Below are 25,749 nucleotides of genomic sequence, written 5' to 3'. Positions count from 1 at the left end.
CGTGGGGCATGCCGTCGCCAAACCTGCTCGGCCCTGTCCGAGGCGAGCCGGTCAGGGCAATGCCCGGTGCCCGAAGCACGCCGATATCAGTGGTGTCAACTGCCCTTCCAGCCTCGCTGGAAACGTTCGGAATAACTGAACCGGCTGGCCGGATGAATGCTGATGGCCAGTTCGACGACCTCGGCGCGTCGATTGAAGTATCGCCGCTGCACCCATAACGCCGGATCACGGGATTTCGCGTTGAGCTGCCGCGCGGTACCGGTGGGCAGCGCCACGGCCCGTATTTCCTGTTCCACCTCCACGATCTGTTCGTTGAATTGGCCTTCGATCATCGAAAAAATCGGGGTCTGAAGCGCCTCCTCCAATCCGATTAGCGTGCGATACGCCGGGTGGATGTATACCTCCGTATGACAGATCGGGTCCGGGTGCTGCGTCGAGCGCCGTAACCCGTCCAGCCTTAGCCATCTGTCACCCGGCGTGGCCTGTAATTGCTCGCACAGTATTGGATCGGTGATTTCGGCCATCCGTTTCTGCTTCAATTGCAATACGGTATCCGCACTGTAACGCTGCAGATCGCTCAACTGCTGCATGACCTGCTTGTATCTGCCCGCCGCGTCCACCGCCGTCACCGTGGTGCCCACGCCAGCCTGGCGCTTTACCATACCTAACTGCACCAGTTGCTTGACGGCCTCCCGCACGGTCGATCGACTCGCGCCGTACTGGTCGCAAAGCGCAAACTCTGTCGGTATTGTCGTTCCCACCGGGAAACGCCCGCTCTGTATCTCGTTGATCAACGTTTGCGCCAGTTGCATATAACGCGGTTGCTGCGTTGCCACGATGCCCATCCTTCCCACGTCCAAGAAATGTTGCGTTTCTTATTACACTACAGCCTGCGGGCGTAGCAGTTGCTATCGTCGCGTCGTTCCACTCGCAACCCCAGGCCCCTCCGATCAATGCGCGTGCGGCCCGCGGCGCTACTGCCAGCCTTCCAGGCGCAACGTCGCGCGCACGAGCCGTTGCTCATCCTCTTCGATTTCCTTCAAGCTGGCGCAGACACTGGCGATATGATCGGCCGCCGCCTGGCCGGCCTGTTCCGGTTGCTTGTCGATCACCGCACGATATAACGCCATATGTTGTGCGTCGATCGCTCGTTTGTACGGATCGCGGTGATAGAGATTATTAACGCAGGCAAAGACCGAGCACAGCATCAGGTCTGTCAGCGCGCTCAGCGTATGCACCAGCACGGGATTATGGGATGCCTCGCAAATCGCGAGATGAAAAGCGTGATCCCGCCGCGCATGTTCCGACGATGTGACATCACTGTCATGGGCGGCCAGCATCTCCTGATAACGCCGCGTTATCATCACATGGTCGGCCGGCGTGCCACGGAGCGCGGCCAATCGCGCCGCCTCGGTCTCGAGGAGGCTTCGCACCTCGAACAGGTCGTACAATGTACGCGGTTGTGCGCCGAGCAGATACATCAACGGCGATGCTTCCGCACGACCGCTCAGGTTCGCGACGAATGAGCCCTTGCCATGGTTGGTCTGGATAATGCCTCGTGCGCGCAGCACGCTCAGTCCTTCGCGCAACGCGGTGCGGGAGACGCGTAGTTTTTCGACAAGCCGTCTTTCTGACGGTAGCGGCTGCCCGGTCTTGAGCACACCATCGACGATCAGGCGCTCGATCCGCGTGGCCACCGAGGTGGCCACCTGGGTGGTCTCGTCGCCGTCTGCACCACGCAGGCTATCCTGTGCCGGGCGCGTCTTTGTGGCAGGTAGAATCATCATCGTTTGTCCATTCCCGGGCCGCGGTCAGTCGCGGGCGCGGCGTTACACTGGTAAGACCACCCTGCCCATGATAGCGCTTGATAGCCTGATCTACATCGAAAAAACTGGTCGGACCAGTACCACGTCCCATCGACAATCGCGGCGCACGCCGCCAGAATCATCGTCACCGCCGCGACACGCGAGCCTCACGCTCGTCACCCGTCCGCTCACCTGACCCGCCCGCATGGAGTACGCCATGGCCTCTTTTTCCCTTCGTGACGGCCTGCACGTCGCAGACGTCCTCGCCCAGTTCGTAGAAACCGAAGCCCTGCCCGGCAGCGGCATCGCCCCGGAGATTTTCTGGCGGGGCGTGACCGCGATCGTGCGCGACCTGCAACCGAAGAACCGCGCCTTGCTTGCAGAACGCGATCGCCTGCAAACGGCACTGGACGAATGGCATCGGGCGCATCCGGGCCCGATTGGCGCCGGCGCGTCGATGGCCGCGTATCACGCCTTCCTGGAGCAGATTGGCTACATCGTCCCGCCGCCGGCAAGTGTGCAAGCCGTCACAACCGATGTCGACACGGAAATCGCGGAACAGGCCGGCCCGCAGCTGGTCGTCCCGCTGTCTAATCCGCGCTATGCGTTGAACGCGGCAAACGCACGCTGGGGTAGTCTCTATGACGCGCTGTACGGCACCGATGCACTCCCGGAGACGCAAGGCGCCGAACGCGGCACCGCCTTCAATCCAGCGCGCGGCGCACAGGTTGTCGCCTACGGCCGGCGCTTTCTCGACGATACGGTGCCGCTCGCCAAGGGCTCGCATGCCGACGTGACACGTTACCGCATCGTCGACGGCGCCTTGATGGCGGATCTGGCGACAGGCGCGGCGCCACTGGCATCGCCGGCGCATTTCATTGGATATCAAGGTACGGCCGATACACCCTCGGCGATATTGCTGAAACAGCATGGCCTGCATATCGAAATCCAGATCGATGCAACGGATCGCATCGGAAGCACTGATCGGGCACAGGTAAAGGATATCGTCGTCGAAGCAGCGCTGACGACGATCATCGACTGCGAGGATTCGGTGGCGGCCGTCGATGCGGAAGACAAGACGCAACTCTATCGCAACTGGCTGGGTCTGATGCGCGGCACATTGCAGGAACAGGTACACAAAGGCGGCAAGACCTTTACTCGCGCACTCAATCCGGACCGCCATTACATCGGCGCCAATGGGACGCCGTTGACGCTGCACGGGCGATCCCTGCTGTTCGTGCGTAACGTCGGGCATCTGATGACGAACCCGGCAATACGCGATGCCGACGGCAACGAGATTCCGGAAGGCATCCTCGATGCCATCATGACGACACTGTGCGCGCTGCCCGATTATCGACGCGCGCGCGATGCGTCCCACAGCGCGTCACCACGCGACGCTGCCGATGTACCGCGCAATTCGCGGACCGGATCAATCTATATCGTCAAGCCGAAAATGCACGGGCCGGCGGAAGTCGCCTTCGCGCGCGAACTGTTCGAACGGGTGGAAGATCTTCTTTTGCTGCCGCGTAACACAATCAAGATGGGCATCATGGACGAGGAACGCCGCACCAGCGTCAACCTGGCTGCATGCATTGCCGAAGCTGCCACACGCGTGGCCTTCATCAACACAGGCTTCCTCGATCGTACCGGCGACGAAATGCACACGGCGATGGAAGCGGGACCGATGATGCGCAAGGGCGATATCAAGGGCAGCAAATGGATCGCGGCCTACGAGCGCAATAACGTTGCCGTCGGACTGGCGTGCGGCTTGCGGGGCCGTGCCCAGATCGGCAAGGGCATGTGGGCAATGCCTGACTTGATGCACGCGATGCTCGAACAAAAGATCGCGCAACCGAAAGCTGGCGCGAACACCGCATGGGTGCCCTCGCCCACGGCCGCGACATTGCACGCACTGCACTACCACATGGTCGACGTACAGGCGGTGCAGGCCGCACTCGAAGGCCAATCGCTGGCCGCCTCACGCGCGGCGCTGCTGGAGGACTTGCTGACGATTCCGGTGGTGGCGTCGGCGAATTGGCATGCCTCGGAAATCGACAGCGAACTCGAGAACAATGCGCAGGGCATTCTGGGATACGTCGTACGATGGGTCGACCAGGGCGTTGGCTGCTCGAAAGTACCGGACATTCATGATGTCGGCCTGATGGAAGATCGCGCCACATTGAGAATCTCCAGCCAGCATATCGCCAACTGGCTGCGACACGGGGTGGTGACGGCGGCCCAGGTGGATGCCGTGCTGGCGCGAATGGCCGCGGTGGTCGATCAGCAAAATGCCGGCGATCCGCATTATCAGCCGATGGCGCCGGATCTCGATGCGTCGCTCGCGTTTGCCGCAGCGCGTGCATTGGTTCACGAAGGGCGCGCGCAACCCAGCGGCTATACCGAGCCATTGCTCCATGCGTTCAGATTGCGGGTGAAGGCGCACTGATACCCGGAAATAGCATTGGCGTTCAGTTTCCCAACGAGCCCATGTCCTGCGACGCCAACAGGGTCGGCGGCGGCGAGCATTGGCATTGGCACAAGTCGTTTTCCAATGCCACTTGCTTGCCCATCATCGTCATCGTGTGCGGCGCGCCGTCGCTGATGATGACGCCCTGGGTCTTGCAGGCGGGACACGACACCGGTGCACCAATATAGGCAAGCGGTCGGCCTGCAAAAGACGACTCACCCACACCGTCCAGCACAACGCCATCGGCATTTGTCCTGTCGTCTTTCCGAATAAATTTACGCCCCATCGATCCTCTTCGCTACCGGTGATATCAGGCAGGAAGGGGCGAAGCGACGCCAGACGATCGATAGCACGTCCGCGCCACGGGCATCCACTGCGTCCCTTCCACTGAAACAGAAACCGATATTATCACCGCAAGACAGATCGGTCATGAGCAAATAGCAATGGTGGATCGTGGATTGGGGGATGTCGGACGAATCTCATGACCCTTGAATCCAGGCGCATGCCGCCGAAAACGGCTGTACCGATAATCGAAGAATGCGGGAGCATGCGCGCGCGAATCGTGCAATCTCGCGGCAGAACGACATGGCTGAATCCGGCATGCTGCAACCAGGACGTAGCAATGCGCGGGTGGATCCAGATGCGCCTTCCGCCTATCAGCTTCAGGCTGCCGTTGACAGGGGCGGTCACCGTAACAGGTGGGTGCCGTTACGTAGCACCCTTGTTCACATCACAGCGCCGGAGGCGGGCCGATGGGCGCCGCGAAACCTTGAAAGCCCCATCCAGCAAGGCTATGCCTGACTCCGAGCGACGCAGGCACGCTCTATGCGTTATCCGAACCATTCGACGCTCCGGATCAACGAACGTCCCGGTTGCACCGGGGACGGACGCGCCCAAGAACGGTTCAAGGATAAACGGATACCACGATGGCTACCGCCCTGGCAATTGCCGCCGCAGACCTGCATGCCCCCGTTTCCGCGCCGATCGTGGACGCCGACTATTGGCATCGTCATCCGCTACAGATCGCCATGTGTCTGCGCAATCTGATGTCCCATCACGATCGCATGACGGTGACATTCGACGGCGGCGGTCAATATACGCTGCGGGTACTGGACGTCGATTCGCGAGAAGGCCGGTTCACGTTTGATGCAAGCAACGTGGACGCTGATAATATCGCCTTGCTGGCGTCGGACGCGCTGTCATTCTCCAGCTTGCCGGGCACCATAGAAACGAGATTCACGACCAATGGCGCGATCAAGGTGCACTTCGATGAGCGGCCTGCGTTTGAGGTGTCGTTCCCATCAGCGCTGTTTTTCGCACAGCGACGAGAGCATTTCAGAGTACAGGTTCCCGCGACCGAGCCATTCAACGTGGTCGGCGTTGCGCCGGATGGCGTATGCTTCCAGCTCGAACTCTACGATATCTCACTAGGCGGTATCGCCTTGAAAACCCCGGAACGGCTCCATGGCAAATTCGTGCTGGGGAGCATGCTCCATGATGTGACACTGGAACTCGGGCATTTCGGTTCCGTGGCGGTGAACCTGGAAGTCATGTCGCCGCGCTGCATGACAACCGCCAAAGGCGAGGCGCTTTACATTGCAGGTTGCCGCTTTGTCGACAAACCTGGTTCAGCGGAACGGCTCCTGCAACGCGTTGTCATGCACCTGGAAACCCATCGTCAATCGATGGCACGACGGTTGTGAAGTGCCACGACCAAGTACCACGACCCCATATCATGGCCAAATCGATCGATACCATGACGGAAGGACGGCTTACGCACAGCACCGCACCGCACCGCATGGCGTCATAGCTTGAATGCAGCCCGATCCTTGCCGGCGATCCACCGGGGCGGCTTGCCGCGGCCGGACCACGTCGCGCCGGTGTCGGGATCGCGGTATTGCGGCGCGACGGGCGGACGGGTCGATGTCTTGGCTTCCGTGACTGATTTGAGATTGAAGCCGACCTCCACGGGCATCAACTCGTATTTCGCAATCAATTCCCTGGCCTCGGCCAATGCCGCCCGGCGCGTTTCGGTCCGAAGCCGTTCGATCTCTCGATCAAGCGCTTTGCGCTCGTCGATCAATTTTTCGAGTGAATCAGTCATCTATGTGATCTCTTAAAAATTTTGCGAATGCAGGACAACGTTTAGCCATCCGTACAGCACATCACCTTTTCCGTAAGCCGCTTGCGGGATATGCTGGGGATAGGGCGATCATCGTCACTTCGAAGAGGCGTGTTCATCGCCCGCACGCCGCAACACATCTCGATAATACGTCTGCTTGATCTTGTATCGGGCCGCATAAGCCACAAACAGCATTGCCCATATCGGTAACGCATTTGCAAGGAAATGCAGGTATGCCCGATTGCCGATCAAGGCCACCCAACCAATCAGCGCGAGCACGAAGAATGACGATGTCAGTGCCCACCCGCGTCGGAAGACCCACCAATAATACGGCAATCCCATTCGTTGCTAAACCTCTGCCGCTTTGGCGGCGATCTCACGGATCGCACGTTCAAACGCGTCAACCGGTTGGCCGCCGGTGACAAGATAGCGTTGATCGAAAATCAGCGACGGCACCGATGAAATTCCGAGCTGGGACGATTGCCGCTCCGCTGCGCGTACGTCATCGGCGTAGGCGCCGCTGTCGAGTACCGATCGGGCTTGCAGGGCGTCCAGCCCCACTGCCACCGCTGCGGCCACCAGCACTTCCGGGTCGTTCGTCGGTTTGCCGTCCGTATGGTACGCCTGCAGCAACGCGCGCTTCAACGGCAATTGCTTGTTCTCGATACCCGCCCAATGCAAAAGACGGTGTGCATCGAAGGTGTTATAGACGTATTCACGCGGCCCGAACGTGAAACCAACCTCCGCACCACGCGCCCGGATCATTGCATGCATTTCCGCGATCTGCGCGGGGGTCCTTCCATATTTCCGCCCGAGATAGTCCACGATCATTTCACCTTCCGCTTGCATGTCCGGATTGAGCTCGAACGGATGCAGCACGATCCGCGCATCCACCTCGGAACCGATACGTTCCGGCGCCAGCAATAGGGACGACAAGCCGATCGCGCACCACGGGCAGGCGATATCAGAGAAGAAATCGATTCTAAGCGGTCGGCTCATGACGCGGGATCCTCGCAACGTGGCGGCAAACGGGCAAAACCGCATTGTATCGAGGTTCCGTCACGCACGGGTCGGCCACGCGCGTGACGGCCCGGTTTTCATCGACGGCCCCTGGAAAAAGCACGACACCAGCGCTAGACACCGTCAAGCGGGACATCCTGGATCAAGGCGGCGTCGAGCGCCCGGATACGACGGTCGACGAAATACCCCCCGCCTTCCGTGTACCGCAGGAACACCGAGGCGCAGACCCGGCAGCGCCACACCCCCGAGCGGTTATACGGGAAATGGCGCGGCGCGATGGGCGCATCGTCGGCCCAATACGTCGTGCTGCCCGGCAAGTACTCTTCGTAGCTCGGCTCATCCACGCCGGGCGGCATCAATGTACCGATTTCCTCGAGTGTCGATTCATCGAAGGAAAGGGGTTGCGATTGCCAACCGGCCAGCGACGATTTCGCGCAGCCGCACGAAATGGAGACGGGGTGTGCAGATGAGAGCGGTACGGCGCGCGCAATCTCGAGCAAGGCAGGCGCATCCAGGAAGGGCATCATGAAAAGGCGAGTGCGGGGTTACGTTACGGTGCGCCGAGGAATTCCCGCACCGACTCGACGAACCGTTCCGGCTCGTCGTGGAACAGCATGTGACTGCTGTTTTCAAAGTATACCGTTCGTGCGCCCGGTATATGCTTCCCGACCCATGCCACACCCTCCGCCGGAAAAACGGGGTCCTTGCAGGCAGCCAGTACCAACGTGGGCAGCGATATCGTCGGGATGAAATCGCGCCAGTCATGCTGGCCATGATCGGTCATCAAGGCGACGCGCGCGTGTATCGGACACCGCGACGTTTGGGCGATCCAGGCCGCACGTTCATCCGCCGTGGCTGCGCGATGCACGCAATCCGCGATATTTTGCCTGTCGAATGCCGACACGTCAGCCTGCATCATCGTCATGGTGACCGCGAGGTTCACTGGATCGAAGCACTGCGCATGCGCCCATTTCCAATCCCGCGCGGCGAACTGCCGCGGCGTCTGCTGTGCCAACACGAGCTTGGCGATACGCTCGTCACCGAACAATTCAAGATAGCTCCAGATAACCGCACCCCCGACGGACCACCCCAGCAGCGTCGCCTCTCGCAGATCCAGCGTAGTGATCAACTCGCGCAGATCCGCCGCCAGGCGTGATACACGATAGCCGTGGTGCGGTTTATCCGATTCCCCATGTCCACGCAGATCCACCGATATCACGCGCGCATTCTCCGTCAGCGCGGGAATGACCGGATCGAATACGCTGCCGCTGAAGGACCAGCCATGAAGGAGTACGAGAGGCTTACCGGTTCCTCGGTCGGTGTAGTGCAAGCGGATACCGTCACGTGTCTTCAGCCAGGCCATCGTATTTTCCTCCCCCGTGGTGTAATCGATCGATTCACACGCCAACGCCTTCCAGAGCGTCGCCATACCGCTTGCAGCGGACACGCGCAATCGGCATGCCCGAAGAAAGCCGGCGGACGAAAAACCCCCGATGCTCCGGCGCTGCCAAATAGGATGCCCGGTGCATCGGGGGTTTTATCGCCCCGTCGCGTGGATCAGTTTTCGGGGTCGCGACGCGTGGTGCGAATGCCACCGCTCTCACGATCGATCTCGGTGACCTGCATGCCATCGCTCGCTTGTCGAATCGGACGCGGGGACGGTTCGTTCAGCACCGCCCAGAACATCCCGATATCGTTCACGGCATTCATGAACTCGTGAAACTGCACCGGCTTGACGACGTATGCGTTGACGCCAAGCTCATAGCTGTCGAGCAGGTCCTGCTCCTCGCGCGAAGAGGTCAACATGACGATCGGCGTATGACGCAGATTCTTGTCGCCGCGAATCGCCGCCATCACCTCATGCCCGTCCATGCGCGGCAGTTTCTTGTCGAGCAACACGACGGCCGGATCCTCATCGTCCCGTTCCGCCCAGGCACCTTCCCGGCGCAGGTATTCCAACGCCTCCACGCCGTCACGAACGGTGATCACGGGATTCGCCAAGCGGCTTTTCTCCAGCGCAATCAAGATCAATTCAAGATCGTTCGCACTGTCTTCGACGATCAGGATCGGCTTCAACATCTGGTCACCTCGCGATTCCCGGTTTAATTATTGGTTTGATGCATCTTTCTTGTCACTTTTGCGTACACCGCCGGTAGGGGATAATTCTCCCGTCGCCGCCAGTCGCGCAACCGCCGCCGCCGGCGTCTCCCGCACACCGCTCTGCGCACGATAGTGGTGCGGCAAGGAAAGGAAGAACGTGGCCCCCTTCCCCGGCGCCGCCTCCGCCCAGACGCTGCCGCCGTGCCGCTCCATGATGCGCCTTACATGTGCCAGCCCGATCCCGGTGCCGGCGAACTCGTCGTCCGTATGCAAGCGCTGGAAGACACCGAACAACTTCCCCGCATACTTCATGTCAAAACCCGCGCCGTTGTCCTTGACGTACACCACATGCTGTCCCGCGTGGTCGGGCGGCACGTCCGTCGGTGACAACGCCCCAATCTCGATCCGAGGCTGCGCCACCTTTTGCGAAAACTTCACCGCGTTGGAGACCAGGTTCTGCAATGCCAGGCGCAGGAAGGTGGCATCGCCTTCCACCGTCGGCAAATCCCCGACTTCCCAATGGATCTCTCGCGGCCGATCAGCGTTCCGCTGGCCTTCCGCCGCCAATCGCGCCTCGCCCGCCACCACGTCGTCAACGATCGCGCGTAACGGACACTCATGCACATCGAGCGACGCGCGGCCCATCTGCGCGAACGCCAGCAGATCATCCACCAACCGGCCACCGAATTCCGAAGACGTCAGGATGCGCTTGACGAAATTATGGCCGCGTTGACTCAGGTTGCCGCCGTCGACCTCGTTCAGCAGCGCCGCGAAACTGTGGATATGCCGCAGCGGCGCACGCAGATCGTGCGATACGGTGTATGAGAAATCCTCGAGCTCACGATTCGCCTGGCCCAGTTCCATGGCCAATTGCGCCAGTTCCTCGGCACGGGTCAACACGATCCCGAGCATCGCGGTACGAAATTCAAACGCCATCTCCCGCTCCGCGGGCAACCATGGCGTCGATTGATTGCGTACGATATCGGTCCACGTCTCGAAGCTTTCGCGGGGCGACAGCGTGTTCGATAACGCGGCCAGTTTCGTCCTTGGATCGCCGGCCCATTCCACGGTCTGGATCACCTCGGGGCGGAACCATATCACATAATTCCGGAACACTTTCGATAGCGACACCGCCAGCACACCGGCAATCGGGCTGTTTTGCATCCAGTCGCATGCCTGCCGCACGCAATCGGTATGCACGATGTCGTCCGGTTGCTCAACCAACCAGTCGACCAGTCTCTCTATATCCCGCTCTTCCGGCGTTTGTCCCAGGCGCGTGATTTTGCCTTCGAAAACAATTGCCGCGCCCGAGGCGGCGGTAAATGCGAGCAAATCGGCCGCATCCGCCACGAGCGCATCGACAAAACTATCGGTTTTGGCCATCTGAGCCAACAGCGCCGACAGGATTTTTCGCAACGCCAGGCGATGGGCCGCCTCGAACTGCAGCTCGCGCGCCTCGATCTGTAACGACAGAATCTGCGCGATGTGCGCGCACGCGGTACGCGCCTCGAAAGGCGGAATGCGCGGCGTATCGTGGTGGCAAGAAATCAGACCCCATAGGTTTCCACCCACGACGATGGACATCGACATCGACGCGGCGGTGCCCATGTTCCGCATATAGCGCAGGTGCACCGGCGAGACGCTACGTAGCGACGCGAGCGTCAAATCGGTATTCGCGCCGCTCTCCGGATGCCGCGCGGGAACCAGCGGCACCGGCACGTAATCGGCATCTGGAATCAGGCGGATACGATTGCGTTGATACAGCATGCGCGCCTGCGTCGGAATGTCGGACGCCGGAAACCGTTGGCCCAGATAGGACGGCAGATCGCCTGGAAGTGCTTCCGCGATAACGTGACCGTGGCCGTCATGGTCGAAACGATAGACCATCGTGCGGCCAAAACCGGTAATTTTCGATATTTGATCAACCGTCAATTCAGCGAGTTCACGAATTTCCGTGGCACGCTGCAAACCGGACAGAAAATCCTGTACCAGCGGATACATCGCGTTATACAGATCACCCTGGTGTTGGGCTTTCTCCAGCTCGACAATACGGACGCCATTGCACTGATGCAATACGACGAACCAGCCCCCCGCGGCGCCCGGCGAGCCTTGCGGCGCAAAGGCCCGCACGCCGGCATCGACATCGGCAAACGCGGGCGCGTCAACCACACCCAGTACCATCGTCGCCCCTTCGTCCAGGCGGGGCAAGGCATCGGTAATCATCGCCGCAGGGCGCTCGCCGAGCGCCTCGGCGAGCGCCCTGCCCGTCAATTCCGCCGCCGCCTTTCCCGACCACTGCCTAATATTGTCGCTAACTTGCGCCACGCAGCCTTTCGCGTCCAGCGTGACCAGATAGCCATGCGGCTGGATGGCACCCGGGACGTGAATGGGCTCTTTCGCGCACTCGACATCCATCGGGTGGCGTGACTGCGGCGCGGATAAGGACATGAGCGATAGGGTCGACGGTCAAAGATTTGATTGTCGCATGCGGCGCCCGCCCATATTGGTCAATGTCCCTTAAATCACCTTGGTGATAGACGGGACCTACCGTGCGGTTTTTTCAATAGCGCATGAATAAGGCGGTATGTCCGTTTTATCATGGAACGCGCAATGCGCTTCGCCTGGATTTCCTCGAAAACGATAAAGGGAGTGATTCATGCCTCGTCTGACCGCGAAAGACTTTCATCCTGCACTATTGGCGCTTTATGACCATTACGCGCACGGCCAGATTACTCGGCGGATGTTCCTGGACCGCGCCGCGAAATACACCGTGGGAGGCATGACCGCCGCCACGGTCCTGTCACTGATGACCCCTGACTACGCGCTCGCCAATCAGGTTTCAGCGGACGATCCGGATATCGTGGCGCAATACATCACCTATCCCTCGCCCAACGGCAACGGGACCGTGCGCGCCTATCTGGTGCGGCCGAAGTCCCAATCGGCGATGGGCACGGGGGCCGGGGCGATCCCTGGCGTCGTGGTCGTCCATGAAAACCGCGGCTTGAACCCGTATATCCAGGATGTGGCGCGGCGCGTGGCCAAGGCCGGCTATCTGGCCTTGGCGCCGGACGGCCTGTCTTCCCTGGGCGGCTGGCCAGGCAACGACGAACGGGGCGTGGCCATGCAAAGCCAGGTCGATCCAACCAAGTTGATGAACGATTTTTTCGCCGGCGTCGAATTCATGCTGCAGCCAAGCATGACGAACGGCAAAGTCGGGATCGTCGGATTCTGCTATGGCGGCGGCGTCGCAAACGCTGTTGCGGTCGCCTATCCCGAGCTGAAAGCCGCTGTGCCGTTCTACGGCATGCAGCCCAAGGCTGAGGATGTGCCGCGCATCAAGGCGCCGTTGCTGCTTCATTACGCAGGACTCGACCAGCGCATCGACGCCGGCTGGCCGGCTTACGAGGCAGCCCTGAAGGCAAACGACAAAGTGTACGAAGCGTACATCTATCCTGGTGTCAACCACGGTTTTCACAACGACACCACGCCACGATACGACGAAAAAGCGGCAACGCTGGCCTGGGACAGAACCATCGCATGGTTCCATAAGTACCTGGCATAGAAGCCAATTTTCTTTTTTGGCACTGATTGACCACGCATTGATAGCCGGCGTTGCGCAAGAAGCGACGGCGGCAACGTGATCCGCGTGTAAACTACCGGCTTTTCGTTTGTAGCCGGTACCGTGCACGTCCCTCCCCGCGCAGCACCGGGCGGCCCGCCGCTGGCCCGCTTATTGGCGGACCTGCAAGCTCGCCCGGTGCATGCCCCCCTTTCCGCATCCGCCCAGACGCTGTCGGACCAATTGAGCCAATGGCTCGATTGGACGGACGCGATCGGCCTGTCGTCGGCGCTTTCATCGCCGATGGGTGCACCCGCACGCGCGGATGCCGCCGCACGGCCGGGAGGTGCACATCCCGATATTGCCATGGCGGCCCAGGTACGCCGTGCACTGATCGACACCATCACCGGGGACAGCGCGTTTGCACCGCGCCGGACGGCCGCCGCGACGGCCTCCGACAGGCGCACGGCACCCGGTGGCGGCCATCAAATCGGCGCTGGAAACGCCATCCACGCGCGTGTTGGCGCGTCGCCCGGCGCAATGCCGCCGAGCTCATCCGCCTTCATTTCCGACGTCGCGCTGGAGGAAACGTTCTTCCGGCAACGCTGCCTGGCTTTACAGCAATCGATGGAAACGCGCATCACCCACTTGCGGGCACATCTGCGGCAAGCGCTTGCCGCGGGTTCCGTCGATGGCGCACGCCTGGCCGCGGTCGATGCCGTCCTCGAACATGCGCTGTCCCGGAAAGAACGCGCTTTGCTGGCCAGCGTCCCGGATATACTCGGCCGCTACTTTAGTCGACTGCATGCCAATGCCCATGACGGCGCGGACGGCATGCCCGACGACGCTACACCTGAACACCACAACCCACAGCGCGCGCCACGGACCTGGGTCGATGTTTTTCGCGACACGATGCGCGGCGTCATGCTCGCCGAACTCGCCTTGCGTTTCGAGCCGATCGACGGCCTCACTGCAGCGCTGCACGCACACACTTTTTTAGCTGAATAGGACGCCATGTCCCGATATCGTCTCCATTACGTCATTTTCCTCGTTGGCCTGGCCGTGTTGTGCTGGGTGGGTGTCGGCTATTTGCGCCAGGGAGGTGCAAGTCCCCTCGCCTTCCTGATGACCCTCGTGATCACCGCCTGCTATGCCGGCGGCGCGTTCGAGCTCGACCGTTATCGCCGCGACAGCGCCACGCTGGCACAGCGTGTCTCGGTGCTGCAGGCCGCCCCCGCTGGATTGGACGAGTGGCTGGCACCGTTGCCCGCGTCGCTGCGCCACGCGGTTCGACTGCGCGTGGAAGGGGAGCGCGGTTCATTGCCAGGGCCGGTGCTGACCCCTTATCTGGTCGGGCTCCTGGTATTGCTTGGCATGCTCGGCACGTTGCTGGGCATGGTGGTCACGTTGCGCGGTACAGGCGCGGCAATGGCGAATGCCACCGATATCGATGCGATCCGCGCCTCGCTCGGCGCACCGATCAGGGGCCTGGGTTTTGCGTTTGGCACATCGATCGCGGGGGTGGCCGCCTCCGCGATGCTCGGCTTGCTTGCCGCGCTATGCCGCCGCGAACGTCTGCAGATCATGCACGTGCTCGACGGCCGGATCGCCACAACATTGCGGGTTTTCTCGCAACGCCACCAACGCGACGCATCCCTGCAATTGCTACAACGCCAAGCCGATGTGATGCCCGCGCTCGTCGCGCGTCTTGAAGCGACAATGGCGGCGCTCGAACAGCAGCAGCTTGAAGCGCAGAAACGGCAGGCCGCGCAGCAGCAGACGTTTCACGCGCATACGGAGCGTGTGTATCTCGAATTGGCCCGCTCCGTTGGTGAGTCAATTCGCCGGAGCGTGGCCGACGGTGCGCAAGCGGCCAGCGCGGCGTTGCAACCGGTGGCGCAAGCCACGTTCGACAGCATCGGCAGCGAGATGCGCGCCTTGCAACGCACGGTGGGTGATGCAGTACAACACCAGCTCGCTGGTCTGACGGACGGTTTCACGCGCTCGACAACCGAGGTTGCCAAGCTGTGGCAAGACGCATTGCAGGCGCACACGCACGCCGGAGCGGAACAGGCGGCGCAACTGAAGGATGCCCTGATCCACTTCACGCACGACTTCGAGACCCGCACCCGCGAGATGCTCGATACGCTGTCCGCGCAATACGGTACGAGCGTGAGCGATGCGGCGCAAGCCTGGCGCGACACGGTAGCAGAACAAGCGCGGGTTGGCGAACAATTGGCCGCCCGGCATGCCCAATCGCTGACCGATGCAGGCGCGGCATTCACCGCCGGCGCGCAGTCGCTGCTCGATGGCCTGGATACGTCGCACACCACGTTGCGCAGGCAACTTGGTGATCAGGAAACCGCGCGCTTGGAAACGTGGCGCGCCGGATTGGAATCGGTCACGGATACACTGCGTGTGCAATGGGCACAGACCGCGGCCGAGACGGCACAGCGTCAGCAAGCGATCTGCGATGCCTTGTCGACAACAGCCAAGACGATCTCCGAGCAAAGTGCGGAGCAGGCACGCGGCGTCATCGCAGAAATGGCGAAACTGGCGGCTACCGCGTCGGAAGCGCCGAAAGCGGCCGCCGACGTGATCGGCGAGATGCGCGAGCAACTGTCCCAGAGCGTCGCGCGTGACACCGCCACCCTCGACGAACGCGCACGCTTGCTCGATACGCTACAAACGCTACTGAAAGGCGTCAATCTCGCGGCGACCGAACAACGCACGGCCATCGACACCCTGGTTGGGCGTTCGTCGGATCTGCTGTCACGCATTGCCACGGACTTTGCGCAACGCGTGGCGGACGAGACCGGCAAGCTCGACAGCATCGCCGCGAACATCAACAAGGGCGCGTCCGAAGTCGCCAGCCTGGGCGAAACAATGGAGCGTGCCGTCTCGCAATTCGACGCAGCAAACAGCACCCTGGTCACACATCTCGAGCGTGTGGAAGGCGCGTTGGAAAAATCGATGTCGCGAGGCGACGAGCAACTGCGTTACTACGTCGCGCAAGCACGCGAGGTTATCGACCTCAGCATGTTGTCTCAAAAGCAAATCATCGAGAACCTGCAACATCTCGCGGCCCAGCGCGGCCATGACGCACACGTGGCGGAAACCGGAGCGGCCGCGACATGAACGACGACATAGAAGAGGGACTCGGCGGAGGCACGCCTGTATGGGCCGCTTTTGGCGACCTGATGTCGGTGATGCTAGGTGCCTTCGTGTTGATCCTCGTCGGCGTGGTCGGCGTTCAAATGCAGTTGTCGGCCAAGCTGACGCAGGAAACGCAGCATCGGCAACAGGAAGCCGCACGTCGCAAGACCCTGGAGCAGGCGCTTGCCGTGCCGCTGGCGGCCGGGCGGGTCACGCTAATTAACGGACGGATCGGCATAAACGGCAGTGTCTTATTCGAAGTGAACTCAGACCAGTTGCAACCGGAAGGACGCGCGTTGCTGAAGTCACTGGTCCCGCCGCTATCCGCGTATCTGCAATCGCATGATGAGATTCTGATGATCAGTGGCTTCGCGGACGATCGCCAAGTTCGCCGCGCGGGCAATGCACGTTTCGTCGATAATTGGGAACTGTCCGCGCAACGGGCGCTGACGGTCACACGCGCATTTATTGATTCCGGTATCCCCGCGGCATCGGTCTTTGCGGCCGCATTCGGCTCGGAGCAACCCGTCAGCCCGAATGACGACAATGCAGGCCGTGCAAAAAATCGTCGCGTGGAAATTGCCGCCGTGCCTCGGCCGGCGTCCAACGCGAACGCGCCGGAGAACGCACGTGAGTGAGCACCGTGACGACGATGCGCCACAGACGGCAGCCTCGACAAACGTAGCGGCGCAACCCGCAGCGCTTGACGCGCTGCGGGCATTGACCCAGCACCTCGACAATCGGACCTCGCCGCTCGTGCTCGCGATGCAGGTGACGCGGGAAGCGACACACGATGCAGCGTCGCTACAATATCCGGAGATGCCGGTACTGCCCTATTTCCGGCAAGTGTGGGCAGTGCTGCGGTTGGACAGACAGGTTCGGCGGTCGTTGCGATATGTACCAGAAAACGCAGGGCCGCTGAACTCCCGCAGCCTCGTCCATCGGGCGTTGTCGCTGATGCAAGATACCGCACCAGGGTATCTACAGCACTTACTGGCCTATATGGATCAGTTGGCGGATCTGGGCGCGGTCACCGTTAGCACGCCGCTTACGTTGCCGACGGCCCACGTGCCGTCCGCCGGGCCGGCCCGGAAACTCCCGAAACGTCGGACCAGACCGTCGTCGAAATTGGTAAAGAAGGGGGTGGAGACGCCTCCACCGAGCAACGACGATTGACCGTATATCGACAACCACCCATTCGTTGTCTTGAACAATTTTCCTCATGCCTTGTCACGGGAGCAAGCGCCCTGCATTCGTTTCAGCCGATGCGTCGCTCGATGCGCGCTTCGGCGCATGATGACGCATATGAAGCGGTCGACACCGGCTTAAGCCATTAGGGCAAAGTCTGGCCGCCCGTTACACCCATCACTTCGCCAGTGATGAAGCTCGACTCTTGCGAGGCAAGCAGGACGTACATCGGCGCAATCTCGGCCGGCTGACCCGGGCGCTTGAACGGCACCTGACCGCCAAAATCCGGGATCGCCTCCGGCGGCTGACCGCCCGACGGCTCCAACGCGGTCCAGAACGGACCCGGTGCGACAGCGTTCACACGGATGCCTTTGCCGATGACTTGTTTCGACAGCGCCTTGGTAAAAGCGACAATAGCCGCTTTCATCGGCGCGTAATCGAGCAAGTTCGGCGACGGCTGATACGCCTGGATCGAAGCGGTGTTGATGATCGTCGCCCCTTCCGGCAGATGCGGCAGCGCGGCCTTGCTGATCCAGAAGGTTGCAAACACATTCGTGCGGAAGGTCGCTTCGAATTGCTCGGTTGTCAAATCGGCGATAGATGCTTTCGCGGTCTGACGGCCGGCATTGTTCACAACGATATCAAGTCCGCCAAGCGCTTCCACCGCGTGACGAACCACGTTTTTACACACCTCTTCCTTAGACAGATCGGCGCTGATGGCAAGCGCCTTGCGGCCAGCTTTTTCAACCAAGGCGACCACCTGCCTTGCTTCTTCAGCTTCTTCAGGTAAATGGGTGAAGACGATATCGGCGCCTTCACGAGCGTACGCGATGGCGGTCGCGCGGCCGATACCGGAATCCGCACCCGTGATCAGCGCCTTGCGGCCGGCCAGCCGGCCAAACCCTTGATAGCTGTTTTCACCGTGGTCCGGCTGGGGCTGCATCTTCGCGGCCAGGCCAGGTGGCTTTTGCACCTGATGATTAAAGGGTGGCTGCGGATATTGCGTCAGCGGGTTGCGCATCTCGAATTGATTACGGACGGTGTTGTCACTCATCTTTGGCCTCCAAAAAGCGCGTTTGAGAAAAACTCCCTTGCGCTGACGCAAACGCTGTTCCTACTAAACGGCCACGTATGCCGCGTCAGCCGTATACGCCCTGCTTCCGTGCATCTTGCGCTGCCTCATGCGACGCTTTTCAACACCGCTGAGGCTGATGAACGCGCACACGCGCAATACGAATTCACCCGGAGTGCGACAATCTGCCACTCCGACCCGCGACCACGCCGCCGTTATAGCGGTCGTCCCTGCGGCATCGCACATTTGCCATGCCGCCTTCCGACCCATTTAACGAGAGTGTCATGAGTCTTTCGATCAAGGCCCGCGTGGGCCTCACTTCCGGTCTGCTGGCCATCATGCTTGTCGCCATTGGCGGCCTGGGCATCTATGGTTTGAATCAGTCCAATGCCGCGCTGAAAAACACCTTCAAGAATCAGATGCCGGCGGTCCGTTATACCGGTGATTCCGTGCTGAATGCGACCCAGGAACGCACGACCGCACGCCGCGCGATGGCCAGCATGGGTAACCCGAAGATGGAAGAGTCCATCTCGGCAGGCCTGGCATTGCGCGCCGACTCCGACAAGGCTTGGAGCCAATTCATGGCAATCAAGAAATCGCCGGAATCGCTGGCTTTGGCCACCGCCATGCAGGAAAAACGAATTGCGCTACAGAAGGCATATGACGCTGTCTATGCTTCCTTGCGCAACAATGATGCGGCGCGCGCCTCCGATGAGATGGTCAACGTTGCCACCAACTATGCCGCATTATTGAAATCCCGGGAAGATTTGAATACGTTCCTTTCGACGAAAGCCGAGAATGGCTATAACGCCGCGACGTCGACGATGGATATGGTAATGAACTTCACCATTGCCGCAATGATCGTCGGGGTCCTGCTGGCAATCTGGTCCTGGTGGTCATTGGGTCGCGCAATCGGCGTGCCACTGCGCTCGGCGCTGGGACACTTCGATGCGATCTCCGAGGGCGACTTGCGTGCACGCATCGCCGCAGCCAGCAACGACGAGATGGGCCAATTGATGGGTGGTCTCTCAAAAATGCAGGAAAGCCTGGTTCAAACCGTGTCTTCGGTGCGTTCCGGCAGCGAAGCCATCGCTACCGCGAGCCAGCAAATTGCCGCCGGCAATAACGACCTGTCGTCGCGCACGGAACAACAGGCGGCGTCGTTGCAGGAGACCGCGGCGAGCATGGAACAACTGACCGCAACGGTACGGCACAATACCGAAAACGCCCGTCAGGCGAGTGGCTTGTCTTCAACTGCACGGGATGCGGTGCTGGAAGGCAGCGAGATTGTGGCCCAGGTCGTGGAAACAATGGCAGGCATCAACGAAAGTTCCGGCAAGATCGCCGATATCATCGGCATGATCGAAGGCATCTCATTCCAAACCAATATCCTTGCGCTGAACGCTGCGGTGGAAGCAGCGCGTGCCGGCGAGCAAGGTCGGGGGTTCGCTGTCGTGGCGGGTGAAGTACGCTCGCTGGCGCAACGCTCGTCAGCAGCCGCGAAGGAAATCAAGGAACTGATCGAAACATCCGGCGAACGGGTCCAGACCGGGACGAATCTGGTCAGCCGCGCGGGTGACTCGATGGATCGGATTGGCACTGCGATCCAGCGCGTGACGGATATCATGGGCGAGATTGCCGCGGCATCGGACGAACAAAGCCGCGGTATCGAGCAAGTGAATCAGGCTGTCTCGCAAATGGACGAGGTCACTCAGCAGAACGCCGCATTGGTCGAGCAAGCGGCCGCGGCGGCGGGCTCGCTGGAATCGCAGGCGGCCCAACTGCGTGAGTTGGTGTCCGTATTCAAGGTAGCGGCCTGATCACGCTCGATCAATAAAACGTACCCTAACCGCTTGCCTGGCATGAGTAACCGGCGGCGCGCGGCGAAGAACCGCGGCGCGTGATGCGATGCCAATAGAAGGGAATGATGCCTTCGGTATCATTCCCTTCCGCATGTGGACCTTACCTGGCGAATAATGGACCACGTCATCCGCCAAGATAAAATACATCAGTTGTCGTGAGCCACGACGATGTCTGCACATGGAAAAGGTGCGCTGATGAAACCCGTCCACTTCTCACTACGCGCTGCAACATTGGAAGATGAGCCCTTCCTGCTCGCGCTACGAACGCGGACAATGACACGCTATCTTCGAAAAGCCGGGCAAGCGATTGACGAAGCAGCACACCTGGCACGTATCCGATTCCATCTCGAAGACGCCCGGATTATCCAGCGCGACGGGGTCGACGTTGGCCTGCTAAAGGCTTACCGATCGGACGGGCAATGGGTTATATCGCAAATCCAGATATTGCCGCAGTATCAGCATCAAGGTATCGGCGCATCGGCGATCCGTAGCGTGCTCGCCCTGGCAGCGCGTGACAACATGCCGGTCTCGCTACAGGTTCTTAAAGTGAATCCCGCGCAACATCTATATGCAAAACTCGGGTTTTATATCGTATCCGAAACCACGAGTGCCTACCACATGCGTGCCGATACCTGACAAGGTCGACGACACGTGCAATGACCCTACTTCAATTGCCGCTTCTTTCTCATTGCGCCACGTGAGGCGCCCGATTTCTCGAGGCGGTTTTCCCATTCGTATCGCATCGCAGCGTCCATCCGAGAAGTGGATGGGAATGGTATAAAATTTCGATACACAACGAAGGAAGACGGCAATGACGATTCTGAATGAAAAACTCACATGGCGTTACGCAACGAAGAAATACGATCCCAGCAAGCACGTACCTGCGGATAAGCTGGAACGGATCATCGAAGCCGTACGTCTGGCACCCACGTCCAGCGGGTTGCAGCCATTCGAATTGCTCGTCGTAAGCAACGCCGAGATTCGCGCGAAAATCCGTACCGTGGCATGGGATCAGGCGCAAGTAACCGATTGTTCGCACCTGCTCGTGTTTGCGGCATGGGACGACATCACCCCAGAGCGGGTCCATATGATGTTCGACCTGACCAACGACGTACGAGGCTTCAAGAATGAAGGCTGGGAAAACTACCGCAAAATGCTGCTCGGTATTGTCGCCGATCGCGGCACGGAAGCAAATTTCCAGGCCGCGGCACGACAAGCCTACATCGGCCTGGGCGCCGCGGTGATCGCCGCCGCGTTCGAAGAGGTCGACTCCACACCAATGGAAGGTTTCGACCCGGCAGCGGTGGACGACATCCTCGATCTGAAGTCGAAGCATCTGCGCAGTGTCGTCATGCTACCGTTGGGCTATCGTGCGGCCGAAGGCGATTGGTTGGTAAACCTGAAGAAAGTACGCCGTAGCCGTGAAAATTTTGTCACCGAAGTAAAATAAACCGCTCTCTCCTGCGCCCCCCCGCCGTCGACAAACTGTTCCACTGCCAGCGATAGCGGTTTTGTGAGCGACGACAAGGAAAAGACGGCGCAGGCATCCCCGCTCCTCGTCTACTGCGGTCCCGCGACAACAAAACGGCCCGGTATCGCCTCGCATTAAATTGGCGTGGCGAGCCGCCATGCGACAATTACTCACGCGATATATATTGAGATGAAGTAAGGTTTTTGCAAGGTAACCTTATGTCCGATGGGTCCCGCAAATCAAACCAGGCCATGGATGGGTTTTCACTTTGCGTCGCCATGATTCGACGCAACGATAACGGCACGCTTGTTGTTACCGCCTGCAATGACGCATTTTTCCGGATGGTGGGTTGGACGGACGCAGCGAGGCCAGGTTTCCCGATTCCGTTCGATACGCTCATGCCCGCGTCCGCGCCGCGCGCGTTTCGTGAAACGCTCGTCCGGTATTTTATCGGCAAGGAAACCGACGGACGTGAGCAGACACACGATTTTCGAGAAGGCCCACATCGATGGCGCCTTTCGCTCAAGCCAATCACGCTAGCGCAGGACCGTCTTAACGTAACCGAGGTTCTTGTGACCGGCGTAGACGCCGCCGCAACGCGGGAGCCGGAATCCGCGCCGGAAGACAACACCTCACGCTATCAGGCCTTGGTGGATTTGGCCTACGATGCGATCGTGACCATGGATCAGCAGCACAACATTACGTTGTTCAATCGCGCAGCCGAAAATATGTTCGGCTATACGTCGGCCGAAGTACTGGGCCGTCCCATCGTCACGCTGTTACCCGAAAAGTTTCGCGCCGGACATCCCCGGAAAGTGCAGCAATTCGCGGACACCTATCAACCCAGGGTCCGACAAGCCACACCGCCCCGCATGGACGACACGAATAGCGTCTATGGACAGCATCGTGACGGGTCCATCATCCCGGTGGAAATCGCGGTATCCAAAATTGAGTTGAATGGTGCCACGGAATTCATGGCCGTCGTCCGCGACATCTCGGATCGTTTTCGTCTTATGCAACTGCTGAAAAAGCAGGCGACGACGGATGCCCTGACAGGCTTGCCGAACCGACGGGGGTTTTTGGCATTCGTCGAGCAAATATTAGCCACCGATGATGACCTTTCGGTGTTTATTCTCGACATCGATCGCTTCAAGGACATCAACGATCGTCACGGTCACGATGCCGGTGACGAGGTACTACGCGCGCTGGGGGAGACCGGCGCCGCAATGACGCCGGAACCTTATCTATTTGCGCGCTGGGGCGGTGAAGAATTTGTTGCCGCGCTGCCCGGCGCAAATGCTGACCTCGCACGCCGCATCGCGGATGACCTACGACAACGATACGAAAGACAGGATTTCAAGCAAACGTCGGGCCGCATGCCAACCCCTTTTACCGTGAGTATTGGCGTGGTCACGCGAGCGCGCGGTGAGCGCGACGTCGATGCACTGATGAAGCGCGCCGACAAAGCGCTGTACCGCGCAAAGGCATCCGGCCGGAATCGCACCGAGTCGGCATAATCCATCACGAAACGTGCCGATTACCGCCCGCCTTCAGCTAGCGGACAACGCCACTACGATAGACGATGCAACCATCGAAGCGAGTTTAAGCGGAGTTCCCTGAAGTCGAAGGCCCTATCTGCGTTTTGATGAAGATGTCAGGCGTGGTATCCCGATAAGTGTGTTGGTGCTTTTCGTGTTCTGGATGCCATAATGGCGTCACGCGCCTTGTCGGCGCTCTTTGCTTGTGCGACAGGAAAGAAACGAATTGGCCCAACATTCCTGAACATGCTTAACGATCTCAGCGCGTTTGATATTCTGATCGACGCGTATCTCGTCTTGGACGACCGCTATCACGTCATCGCCGCGAACGCGCGGTATTGCGTTCTGACGTGTCAAACACGCGCCGACATTATTGGCCGCAGTATTTACGAGATCAACCAGCATGGAACCCCGACGGAACGAGAGGGGCGAGACAACCTGCTGACGGGACTGTTTGCAAGACTACAGTTTATCGAGACCGCCGAGACCTCGCCGCTGGTATATCCCTTGCCAGGCGCATTGGCGGCAAGTGAGCCACGCTATTGGAAAATTTTTGCCAATAAAAGAAAGCTATCTCGACGATCAGGTATTCAGGAAACCTGCTATATCCTACGGCTGCAGGACGTGACGGTCAGTTATCTCCAAGAAATCGATCATCGAAAACAACAAGCGATTCTTCGGTCCAAGGCGCAACTACGCCAGCGTCTGGCGCTTGACGCCCAGCGCCAATCCGAGACCGACACCGAAGCCTTGAAAGAGGCATTGTCTTTTGCACGCGTGGGCGCGTGGACGCTGGACCTCAACACCGGGATCATTGATTGCACAGTGCAGTGCAAAGCCAATTACGGGATGCCATCCGATTATTTGATGACTAATGGCAACTTGCTCAACGAGTTGATTGATCCAGTGGATCGTGATCGCGTACGCTTGGTCCTGGAAGACGCCTTGGAACGTAGGGGATCGTTTGACGTCGAATATCGTACGACCTGGCCAAGCGGTGAAACGCGGTGGGTGATGGTTCGCGGTAAGTTTCCAGAGAGCGATGACGGAACGTCAAACCGCCTGAGCGGCTTTTCACTGGACATTACGGCGCGAAAAATCCTGGAATTGGAAAACGAGCAACGGATGAAAGCAGAAGTCGATGCGCGTCGCGCCAGCGAGGATCGCGTAAATTCGATAGACACCTTCGTGAGCGCGGTCAGTCATGAACTGCGATCACCATTGAACGCAATCGGCTCATGGGCGCAACTGCTCGACAGACCGGATCACATTGCCCTCTCTAAAGCGGCCGACGTTATAAAACGCAATGTGCGGCAACTCAGCTCGATGGTCGAAGATCTGCTCGACACCGGCGCAGTTATCAATGGCAAGCTCAACGTGTCATTGAAACCCATCGATCTCATGCCGGTGGCAAAGAGCGTGGTGGAGGATGTCCGTTTAAATGTCGAAGCCAAAGGGCTCGCGCTTGAGACCCATTTCGAGGCAAGCTGCATGATCCTGGGTGACGAAACACGCCTGCGGCAGGTGTTTTTCAATCTGCTGACCAACGCAATCAAGTTTACCGATCGCGGTGTGATTACCGTATCCCTGGCAATCACCGAGAAAACCGCACGTTTTTTGATACACGACACCGGAATCGGCATTGGCAAGGACACGCAAAGCAGGATCTTCGATCGTTTCAATCAAGCAGCGAGCATCGGGACGGAACGGGCCGGAGGCCTCGGACTCGGTCTGTGGATTGCCAACACGATAGTAGCGGCACATCACGGGACGTTGCTTGTCGAGAGTGATGGTGCGGGACACGGCTCGACATTTGTCGTCGAGCTTCCCAGGAAGCAAGTCTGAACGCCAGGACGTACATAGAGAAAGCTGATGCTAAAGCCAATTTTGCTTGTGGAAGACAGCCCGCATGATCGGGAACTGATCACGATGGCGCTGGAAAAATGTCGCCTCGTAAACCCCATCGTGACCGTCAACGACGGTGAAGAGGCACTGGACTATCTGTTCCGGCGCGCCGCCTGGAAAGACGTACGGGACGATCTACCAGCGTTCGTCCTCCTGGACAAGAAATTGCCCAAAGTCGACGGCCACGAAGTATTGGCGGCCATTCGAGCAGACAAACGCACGGCCTATTTGCCCGTGTTGATGCTGACCTCGTCAAAACACGAAGCGGACTTGCTCAAGAGTTATGAAATGGGCGTGAACGCCTACGTGGTCAAGCCTATACAATATCAAGAATTCATGGAGGCGGTAAAAGACATCGGCATGTTCTGGGCCGTGCTTAACGAGCAGCCGCCCCACACCGTTCGCGCCGAAGGCGAGCCCATGGTCGTGACATCGATCAACACCACCACGGGCAAAGTCGTGACCGACAGGCGCGGCGGATAAG

23 protein-coding genes and 1 pseudogene are annotated in these 25,749 nt (G+C 59.8%); 13 read left to right on the top strand and 11 right to left on the bottom strand.

Going from position 1 to position 25,749, the window contains the following annotated elements; translation table 11 throughout:
- Window positions 1–95: 95 nt before the first annotated feature.
- Both SJQ66_RS06365 and glcC read right to left on the bottom strand, forming a co-directional pair.
- The gene (locus SJQ66_RS06365) at window positions 96–845 is read right to left on the bottom strand and encodes a GntR family transcriptional regulator (protein ID WP_024904860.1); all 750 of its coding nucleotides are present in this window, start codon (window positions 843–845) and stop codon (window positions 96–98) included.
- A 129-nt stretch (window positions 846–974) separates the two neighbouring features.
- On the bottom strand, window positions 975–1,784 hold the full coding sequence (glcC, locus tag SJQ66_RS06360; RefSeq protein WP_201779116.1) for a transcriptional regulator GlcC: 810 nt from the start codon (window positions 1,782–1,784) through the stop codon (window positions 975–977).
- A gap of 238 nt (window positions 1,785–2,022) precedes the next feature.
- Here glcC and SJQ66_RS06355 point away from each other — a divergent pair, with 238 nt between their 5' ends.
- Window positions 2,023–4,251, top strand: a complete 2,229-nt coding sequence (locus SJQ66_RS06355; protein ID WP_046152068.1) for a malate synthase G — start codon at window positions 2,023–2,025, stop codon at window positions 4,249–4,251.
- Window positions 4,252–4,273: 22 nt separating this feature from the next.
- Here SJQ66_RS06355 and SJQ66_RS06350 read toward each other — a convergent pair whose 3' ends face one another.
- Window positions 4,274–4,558 carry a PAAR domain-containing protein gene (locus SJQ66_RS06350; RefSeq protein ID WP_024904863.1) on the bottom strand — a complete coding sequence of 95 codons (285 nt, stop codon included), beginning with the start codon at window positions 4,556–4,558 and terminating at the stop codon, window positions 4,274–4,276.
- Window positions 4,559–5,198: 640 nt separating this feature from the next.
- Between SJQ66_RS06350 and SJQ66_RS06345 the strand changes: the two genes are divergently transcribed.
- Complete coding sequence (locus SJQ66_RS06345) at window positions 5,199–5,975, top strand: flagellar brake protein (RefSeq protein WP_320534098.1); 777 nt, start codon at window positions 5,199–5,201, stop codon at window positions 5,973–5,975.
- Window positions 5,976–6,076: 101 nt separating this feature from the next.
- Here SJQ66_RS06345 and SJQ66_RS06340 read toward each other — a convergent pair whose 3' ends face one another.
- The 7 genes and pseudogenes from SJQ66_RS06340 to SJQ66_RS06310 form a co-directional block, all read right to left on the bottom strand.
- Entirely contained in the window at window positions 6,077–6,376 is a 300-nt protein-coding gene (locus SJQ66_RS06340; protein WP_024904866.1) for an H-NS histone family protein, read from the bottom strand.
- 114 nt (window positions 6,377–6,490) lie between these two features.
- Window positions 6,491–6,736 carry a hypothetical protein gene (locus SJQ66_RS06335; protein ID WP_024904867.1) on the bottom strand — a complete coding sequence of 82 codons (246 nt, stop codon included), beginning with the start codon at window positions 6,734–6,736 and terminating at the stop codon, window positions 6,491–6,493.
- A gap of 6 nt (window positions 6,737–6,742) precedes the next feature.
- A complete protein-coding gene (locus SJQ66_RS06330; protein ID WP_320534097.1) occupies window positions 6,743–7,393 on the bottom strand; it encodes a DsbA family oxidoreductase in 651 nt (216 codons plus the stop codon).
- Between the two features lie 134 nt (window positions 7,394–7,527).
- Window positions 7,528–7,941 carry a hypothetical protein gene (locus SJQ66_RS06325; protein ID WP_024904869.1) on the bottom strand — a complete coding sequence of 138 codons (414 nt, stop codon included), beginning with the start codon at window positions 7,939–7,941 and terminating at the stop codon, window positions 7,528–7,530.
- A 23-nt stretch (window positions 7,942–7,964) separates the two neighbouring features.
- Window positions 7,965–8,861 (bottom strand): alpha/beta fold hydrolase, encoded by an 897-nt coding sequence (locus SJQ66_RS06320; protein WP_201779113.1) that lies wholly within the window; start codon window positions 8,859–8,861, stop codon window positions 7,965–7,967.
- Between the two features lie 206 nt (window positions 8,862–9,067).
- Window positions 9,068–9,493: pseudogene (locus tag SJQ66_RS06315) on the bottom strand (response regulator); the annotation flags it as partial.
- Between the two features lie 27 nt (window positions 9,494–9,520).
- Entirely contained in the window at window positions 9,521–11,962 is a 2,442-nt protein-coding gene (locus SJQ66_RS06310; protein WP_024904872.1) for an ATP-binding protein, read from the bottom strand.
- A gap of 208 nt (window positions 11,963–12,170) precedes the next feature.
- Here SJQ66_RS06310 and yghX point away from each other — a divergent pair, with 208 nt between their 5' ends.
- The 5 genes from yghX to SJQ66_RS06285 all read left to right on the top strand — a co-directional run bounded on the left by yghX (window position 12,171) and on the right by SJQ66_RS06285 (window position 17,405).
- Window positions 12,171–13,076 carry a YghX family hydrolase gene (gene yghX / locus SJQ66_RS06305; RefSeq protein WP_046152071.1) on the top strand — a complete coding sequence of 302 codons (906 nt, stop codon included), beginning with the start codon at window positions 12,171–12,173 and terminating at the stop codon, window positions 13,074–13,076.
- Between the two features lie 120 nt (window positions 13,077–13,196).
- Complete coding sequence (locus SJQ66_RS06300) at window positions 13,197–14,081, top strand: DUF3348 family protein (protein ID WP_024904874.1); 885 nt, start codon at window positions 13,197–13,199, stop codon at window positions 14,079–14,081.
- Between the two features lie 6 nt (window positions 14,082–14,087).
- Window positions 14,088–16,211: a DUF802 domain-containing protein gene (locus SJQ66_RS06295; protein WP_320534096.1), complete on the top strand. Its 2,124-nt coding sequence runs from the start codon at window positions 14,088–14,090 to the stop codon at window positions 16,209–16,211.
- Window positions 16,208–16,867, top strand: a complete 660-nt coding sequence (locus SJQ66_RS06290) for an OmpA family protein (RefSeq protein WP_024904876.1) — start codon at window positions 16,208–16,210, stop codon at window positions 16,865–16,867. Before SJQ66_RS06295 ends, SJQ66_RS06290 begins: the two co-directional genes overlap by 4 nt.
- Window positions 16,860–17,405 carry a DUF2894 domain-containing protein gene (locus SJQ66_RS06285; RefSeq protein ID WP_320534095.1) on the top strand — a complete coding sequence of 182 codons (546 nt, stop codon included), beginning with the start codon at window positions 16,860–16,862 and terminating at the stop codon, window positions 17,403–17,405. The genes SJQ66_RS06290 and SJQ66_RS06285 overlap by 8 nt, the downstream gene beginning before the upstream one ends.
- A gap of 157 nt (window positions 17,406–17,562) precedes the next feature.
- On the opposite strand, the gene SJQ66_RS06280 is transcribed toward SJQ66_RS06285, so the two are convergent.
- Window positions 17,563–18,471 carry an SDR family oxidoreductase gene (locus SJQ66_RS06280; protein ID WP_320534174.1) on the bottom strand — a complete coding sequence of 303 codons (909 nt, stop codon included), beginning with the start codon at window positions 18,469–18,471 and terminating at the stop codon, window positions 17,563–17,565.
- A 302-nt stretch (window positions 18,472–18,773) separates the two neighbouring features.
- Between SJQ66_RS06280 and SJQ66_RS06275 the strand changes: the two genes are divergently transcribed.
- The 6 genes from SJQ66_RS06275 to SJQ66_RS06250 all read left to right on the top strand — a co-directional run bounded on the left by SJQ66_RS06275 (window position 18,774) and on the right by SJQ66_RS06250 (window position 25,748).
- Entirely contained in the window at window positions 18,774–20,309 is a 1,536-nt protein-coding gene (locus SJQ66_RS06275) for a methyl-accepting chemotaxis protein (protein ID WP_024904880.1), read from the top strand.
- Window positions 20,310–20,546: 237 nt separating this feature from the next.
- Complete coding sequence (locus tag SJQ66_RS06270) at window positions 20,547–20,987, top strand: GNAT family N-acetyltransferase (RefSeq protein ID WP_024904881.1); 441 nt, start codon at window positions 20,547–20,549, stop codon at window positions 20,985–20,987.
- Window positions 20,988–21,162: 175 nt separating this feature from the next.
- Complete coding sequence (locus tag SJQ66_RS06265) at window positions 21,163–21,801, top strand: NAD(P)H-dependent oxidoreductase (protein WP_024904882.1); 639 nt, start codon at window positions 21,163–21,165, stop codon at window positions 21,799–21,801.
- 239 nt (window positions 21,802–22,040) lie between these two features.
- Window positions 22,041–23,339 carry a sensor domain-containing diguanylate cyclase gene (locus SJQ66_RS06260; protein WP_024904883.1) on the top strand — a complete coding sequence of 433 codons (1,299 nt, stop codon included), beginning with the start codon at window positions 22,041–22,043 and terminating at the stop codon, window positions 23,337–23,339.
- A gap of 192 nt (window positions 23,340–23,531) precedes the next feature.
- The gene (locus SJQ66_RS06255) at window positions 23,532–25,205 is read left to right on the top strand and encodes a PAS domain-containing sensor histidine kinase (RefSeq protein WP_253464334.1); all 1,674 of its coding nucleotides are present in this window, start codon (window positions 23,532–23,534) and stop codon (window positions 25,203–25,205) included.
- Window positions 25,206–25,232: 27 nt separating this feature from the next.
- Window positions 25,233–25,748, top strand: coding sequence for a response regulator (locus SJQ66_RS06250; RefSeq protein ID WP_024904885.1), 516 nt, complete (start codon window positions 25,233–25,235; stop codon window positions 25,746–25,748).
- The last annotated feature ends 1 nt before the right edge of the window (window position 25,749 follow it).

Source organism: Robbsia andropogonis (assembly GCF_034047095.1).
In the GTDB taxonomy this organism is placed as follows: Bacteria; Pseudomonadota; Gammaproteobacteria; order Burkholderiales; family Burkholderiaceae; genus Robbsia; species Robbsia andropogonis.
Note: the sequence above shows the minus strand (reverse complement) of the source record. Positions and strands in the feature narration are given on the sequence as shown.

Excerpts from the sequence above, each read along its gene's own strand:
- SJQ66_RS06365 (WP_024904860.1), bottom strand. The coding sequence starts at position 845 with ATGGGCATCGTGGCAACGCAGCAACCGCGTTATATGCAACTGGCGCAA.
- glcC (WP_201779116.1), bottom strand. The coding sequence starts at position 1,784 with ATGATTCTACCTGCCACAAAGACGCGCCCGGCACAGGATAGCCTGCGT.
- SJQ66_RS06355 (WP_046152068.1), top strand. The coding sequence starts at position 2,023 with ATGGCCTCTTTTTCCCTTCGTGACGGCCTGCACGTCGCAGACGTCCTC.
- SJQ66_RS06350 (WP_024904863.1), bottom strand. The coding sequence starts at position 4,558 with ATGGGGCGTAAATTTATTCGGAAAGACGACAGGACAAATGCCGATGGC.
- SJQ66_RS06345 (WP_320534098.1), top strand. The coding sequence starts at position 5,199 with ATGGCTACCGCCCTGGCAATTGCCGCCGCAGACCTGCATGCCCCCGTT.
- SJQ66_RS06340 (WP_024904866.1), bottom strand. The coding sequence starts at position 6,376 with ATGACTGATTCACTCGAAAAATTGATCGACGAGCGCAAAGCGCTTGAT.
- SJQ66_RS06335 (WP_024904867.1), bottom strand. The coding sequence starts at position 6,736 with ATGGGATTGCCGTATTATTGGTGGGTCTTCCGACGCGGGTGGGCACTG.
- SJQ66_RS06330 (WP_320534097.1), bottom strand. The coding sequence starts at position 7,393 with ATGAGCCGACCGCTTAGAATCGATTTCTTCTCTGATATCGCCTGCCCG.
- SJQ66_RS06325 (WP_024904869.1), bottom strand. The coding sequence starts at position 7,941 with ATGATGCCCTTCCTGGATGCGCCTGCCTTGCTCGAGATTGCGCGCGCC.
- SJQ66_RS06310 (WP_024904872.1), bottom strand. The coding sequence starts at position 11,962 with ATGTCCTTATCCGCGCCGCAGTCACGCCACCCGATGGATGTCGAGTGC.
- yghX (WP_046152071.1), top strand. The coding sequence starts at position 12,171 with ATGCCTCGTCTGACCGCGAAAGACTTTCATCCTGCACTATTGGCGCTT.
- SJQ66_RS06295 (WP_320534096.1), top strand. The coding sequence starts at position 14,088 with ATGTCCCGATATCGTCTCCATTACGTCATTTTCCTCGTTGGCCTGGCC.
- SJQ66_RS06290 (WP_024904876.1), top strand. The coding sequence starts at position 16,208 with ATGAACGACGACATAGAAGAGGGACTCGGCGGAGGCACGCCTGTATGG.
- SJQ66_RS06280 (WP_320534174.1), bottom strand. The coding sequence starts at position 18,471 with ATGAGTGACAACACCGTCCGTAATCAATTCGAGATGCGCAACCCGCTG.
- SJQ66_RS06275 (WP_024904880.1), top strand. The coding sequence starts at position 18,774 with ATGAGTCTTTCGATCAAGGCCCGCGTGGGCCTCACTTCCGGTCTGCTG.
- SJQ66_RS06270 (WP_024904881.1), top strand. The coding sequence starts at position 20,547 with ATGAAACCCGTCCACTTCTCACTACGCGCTGCAACATTGGAAGATGAG.
- SJQ66_RS06265 (WP_024904882.1), top strand. The coding sequence starts at position 21,163 with ATGACGATTCTGAATGAAAAACTCACATGGCGTTACGCAACGAAGAAA.
- SJQ66_RS06260 (WP_024904883.1), top strand. The coding sequence starts at position 22,041 with ATGTCCGATGGGTCCCGCAAATCAAACCAGGCCATGGATGGGTTTTCA.
- SJQ66_RS06255 (WP_253464334.1), top strand. The coding sequence starts at position 23,532 with ATGGCGTCACGCGCCTTGTCGGCGCTCTTTGCTTGTGCGACAGGAAAG.
- SJQ66_RS06250 (WP_024904885.1), top strand. The coding sequence starts at position 25,233 with ATGCTAAAGCCAATTTTGCTTGTGGAAGACAGCCCGCATGATCGGGAA.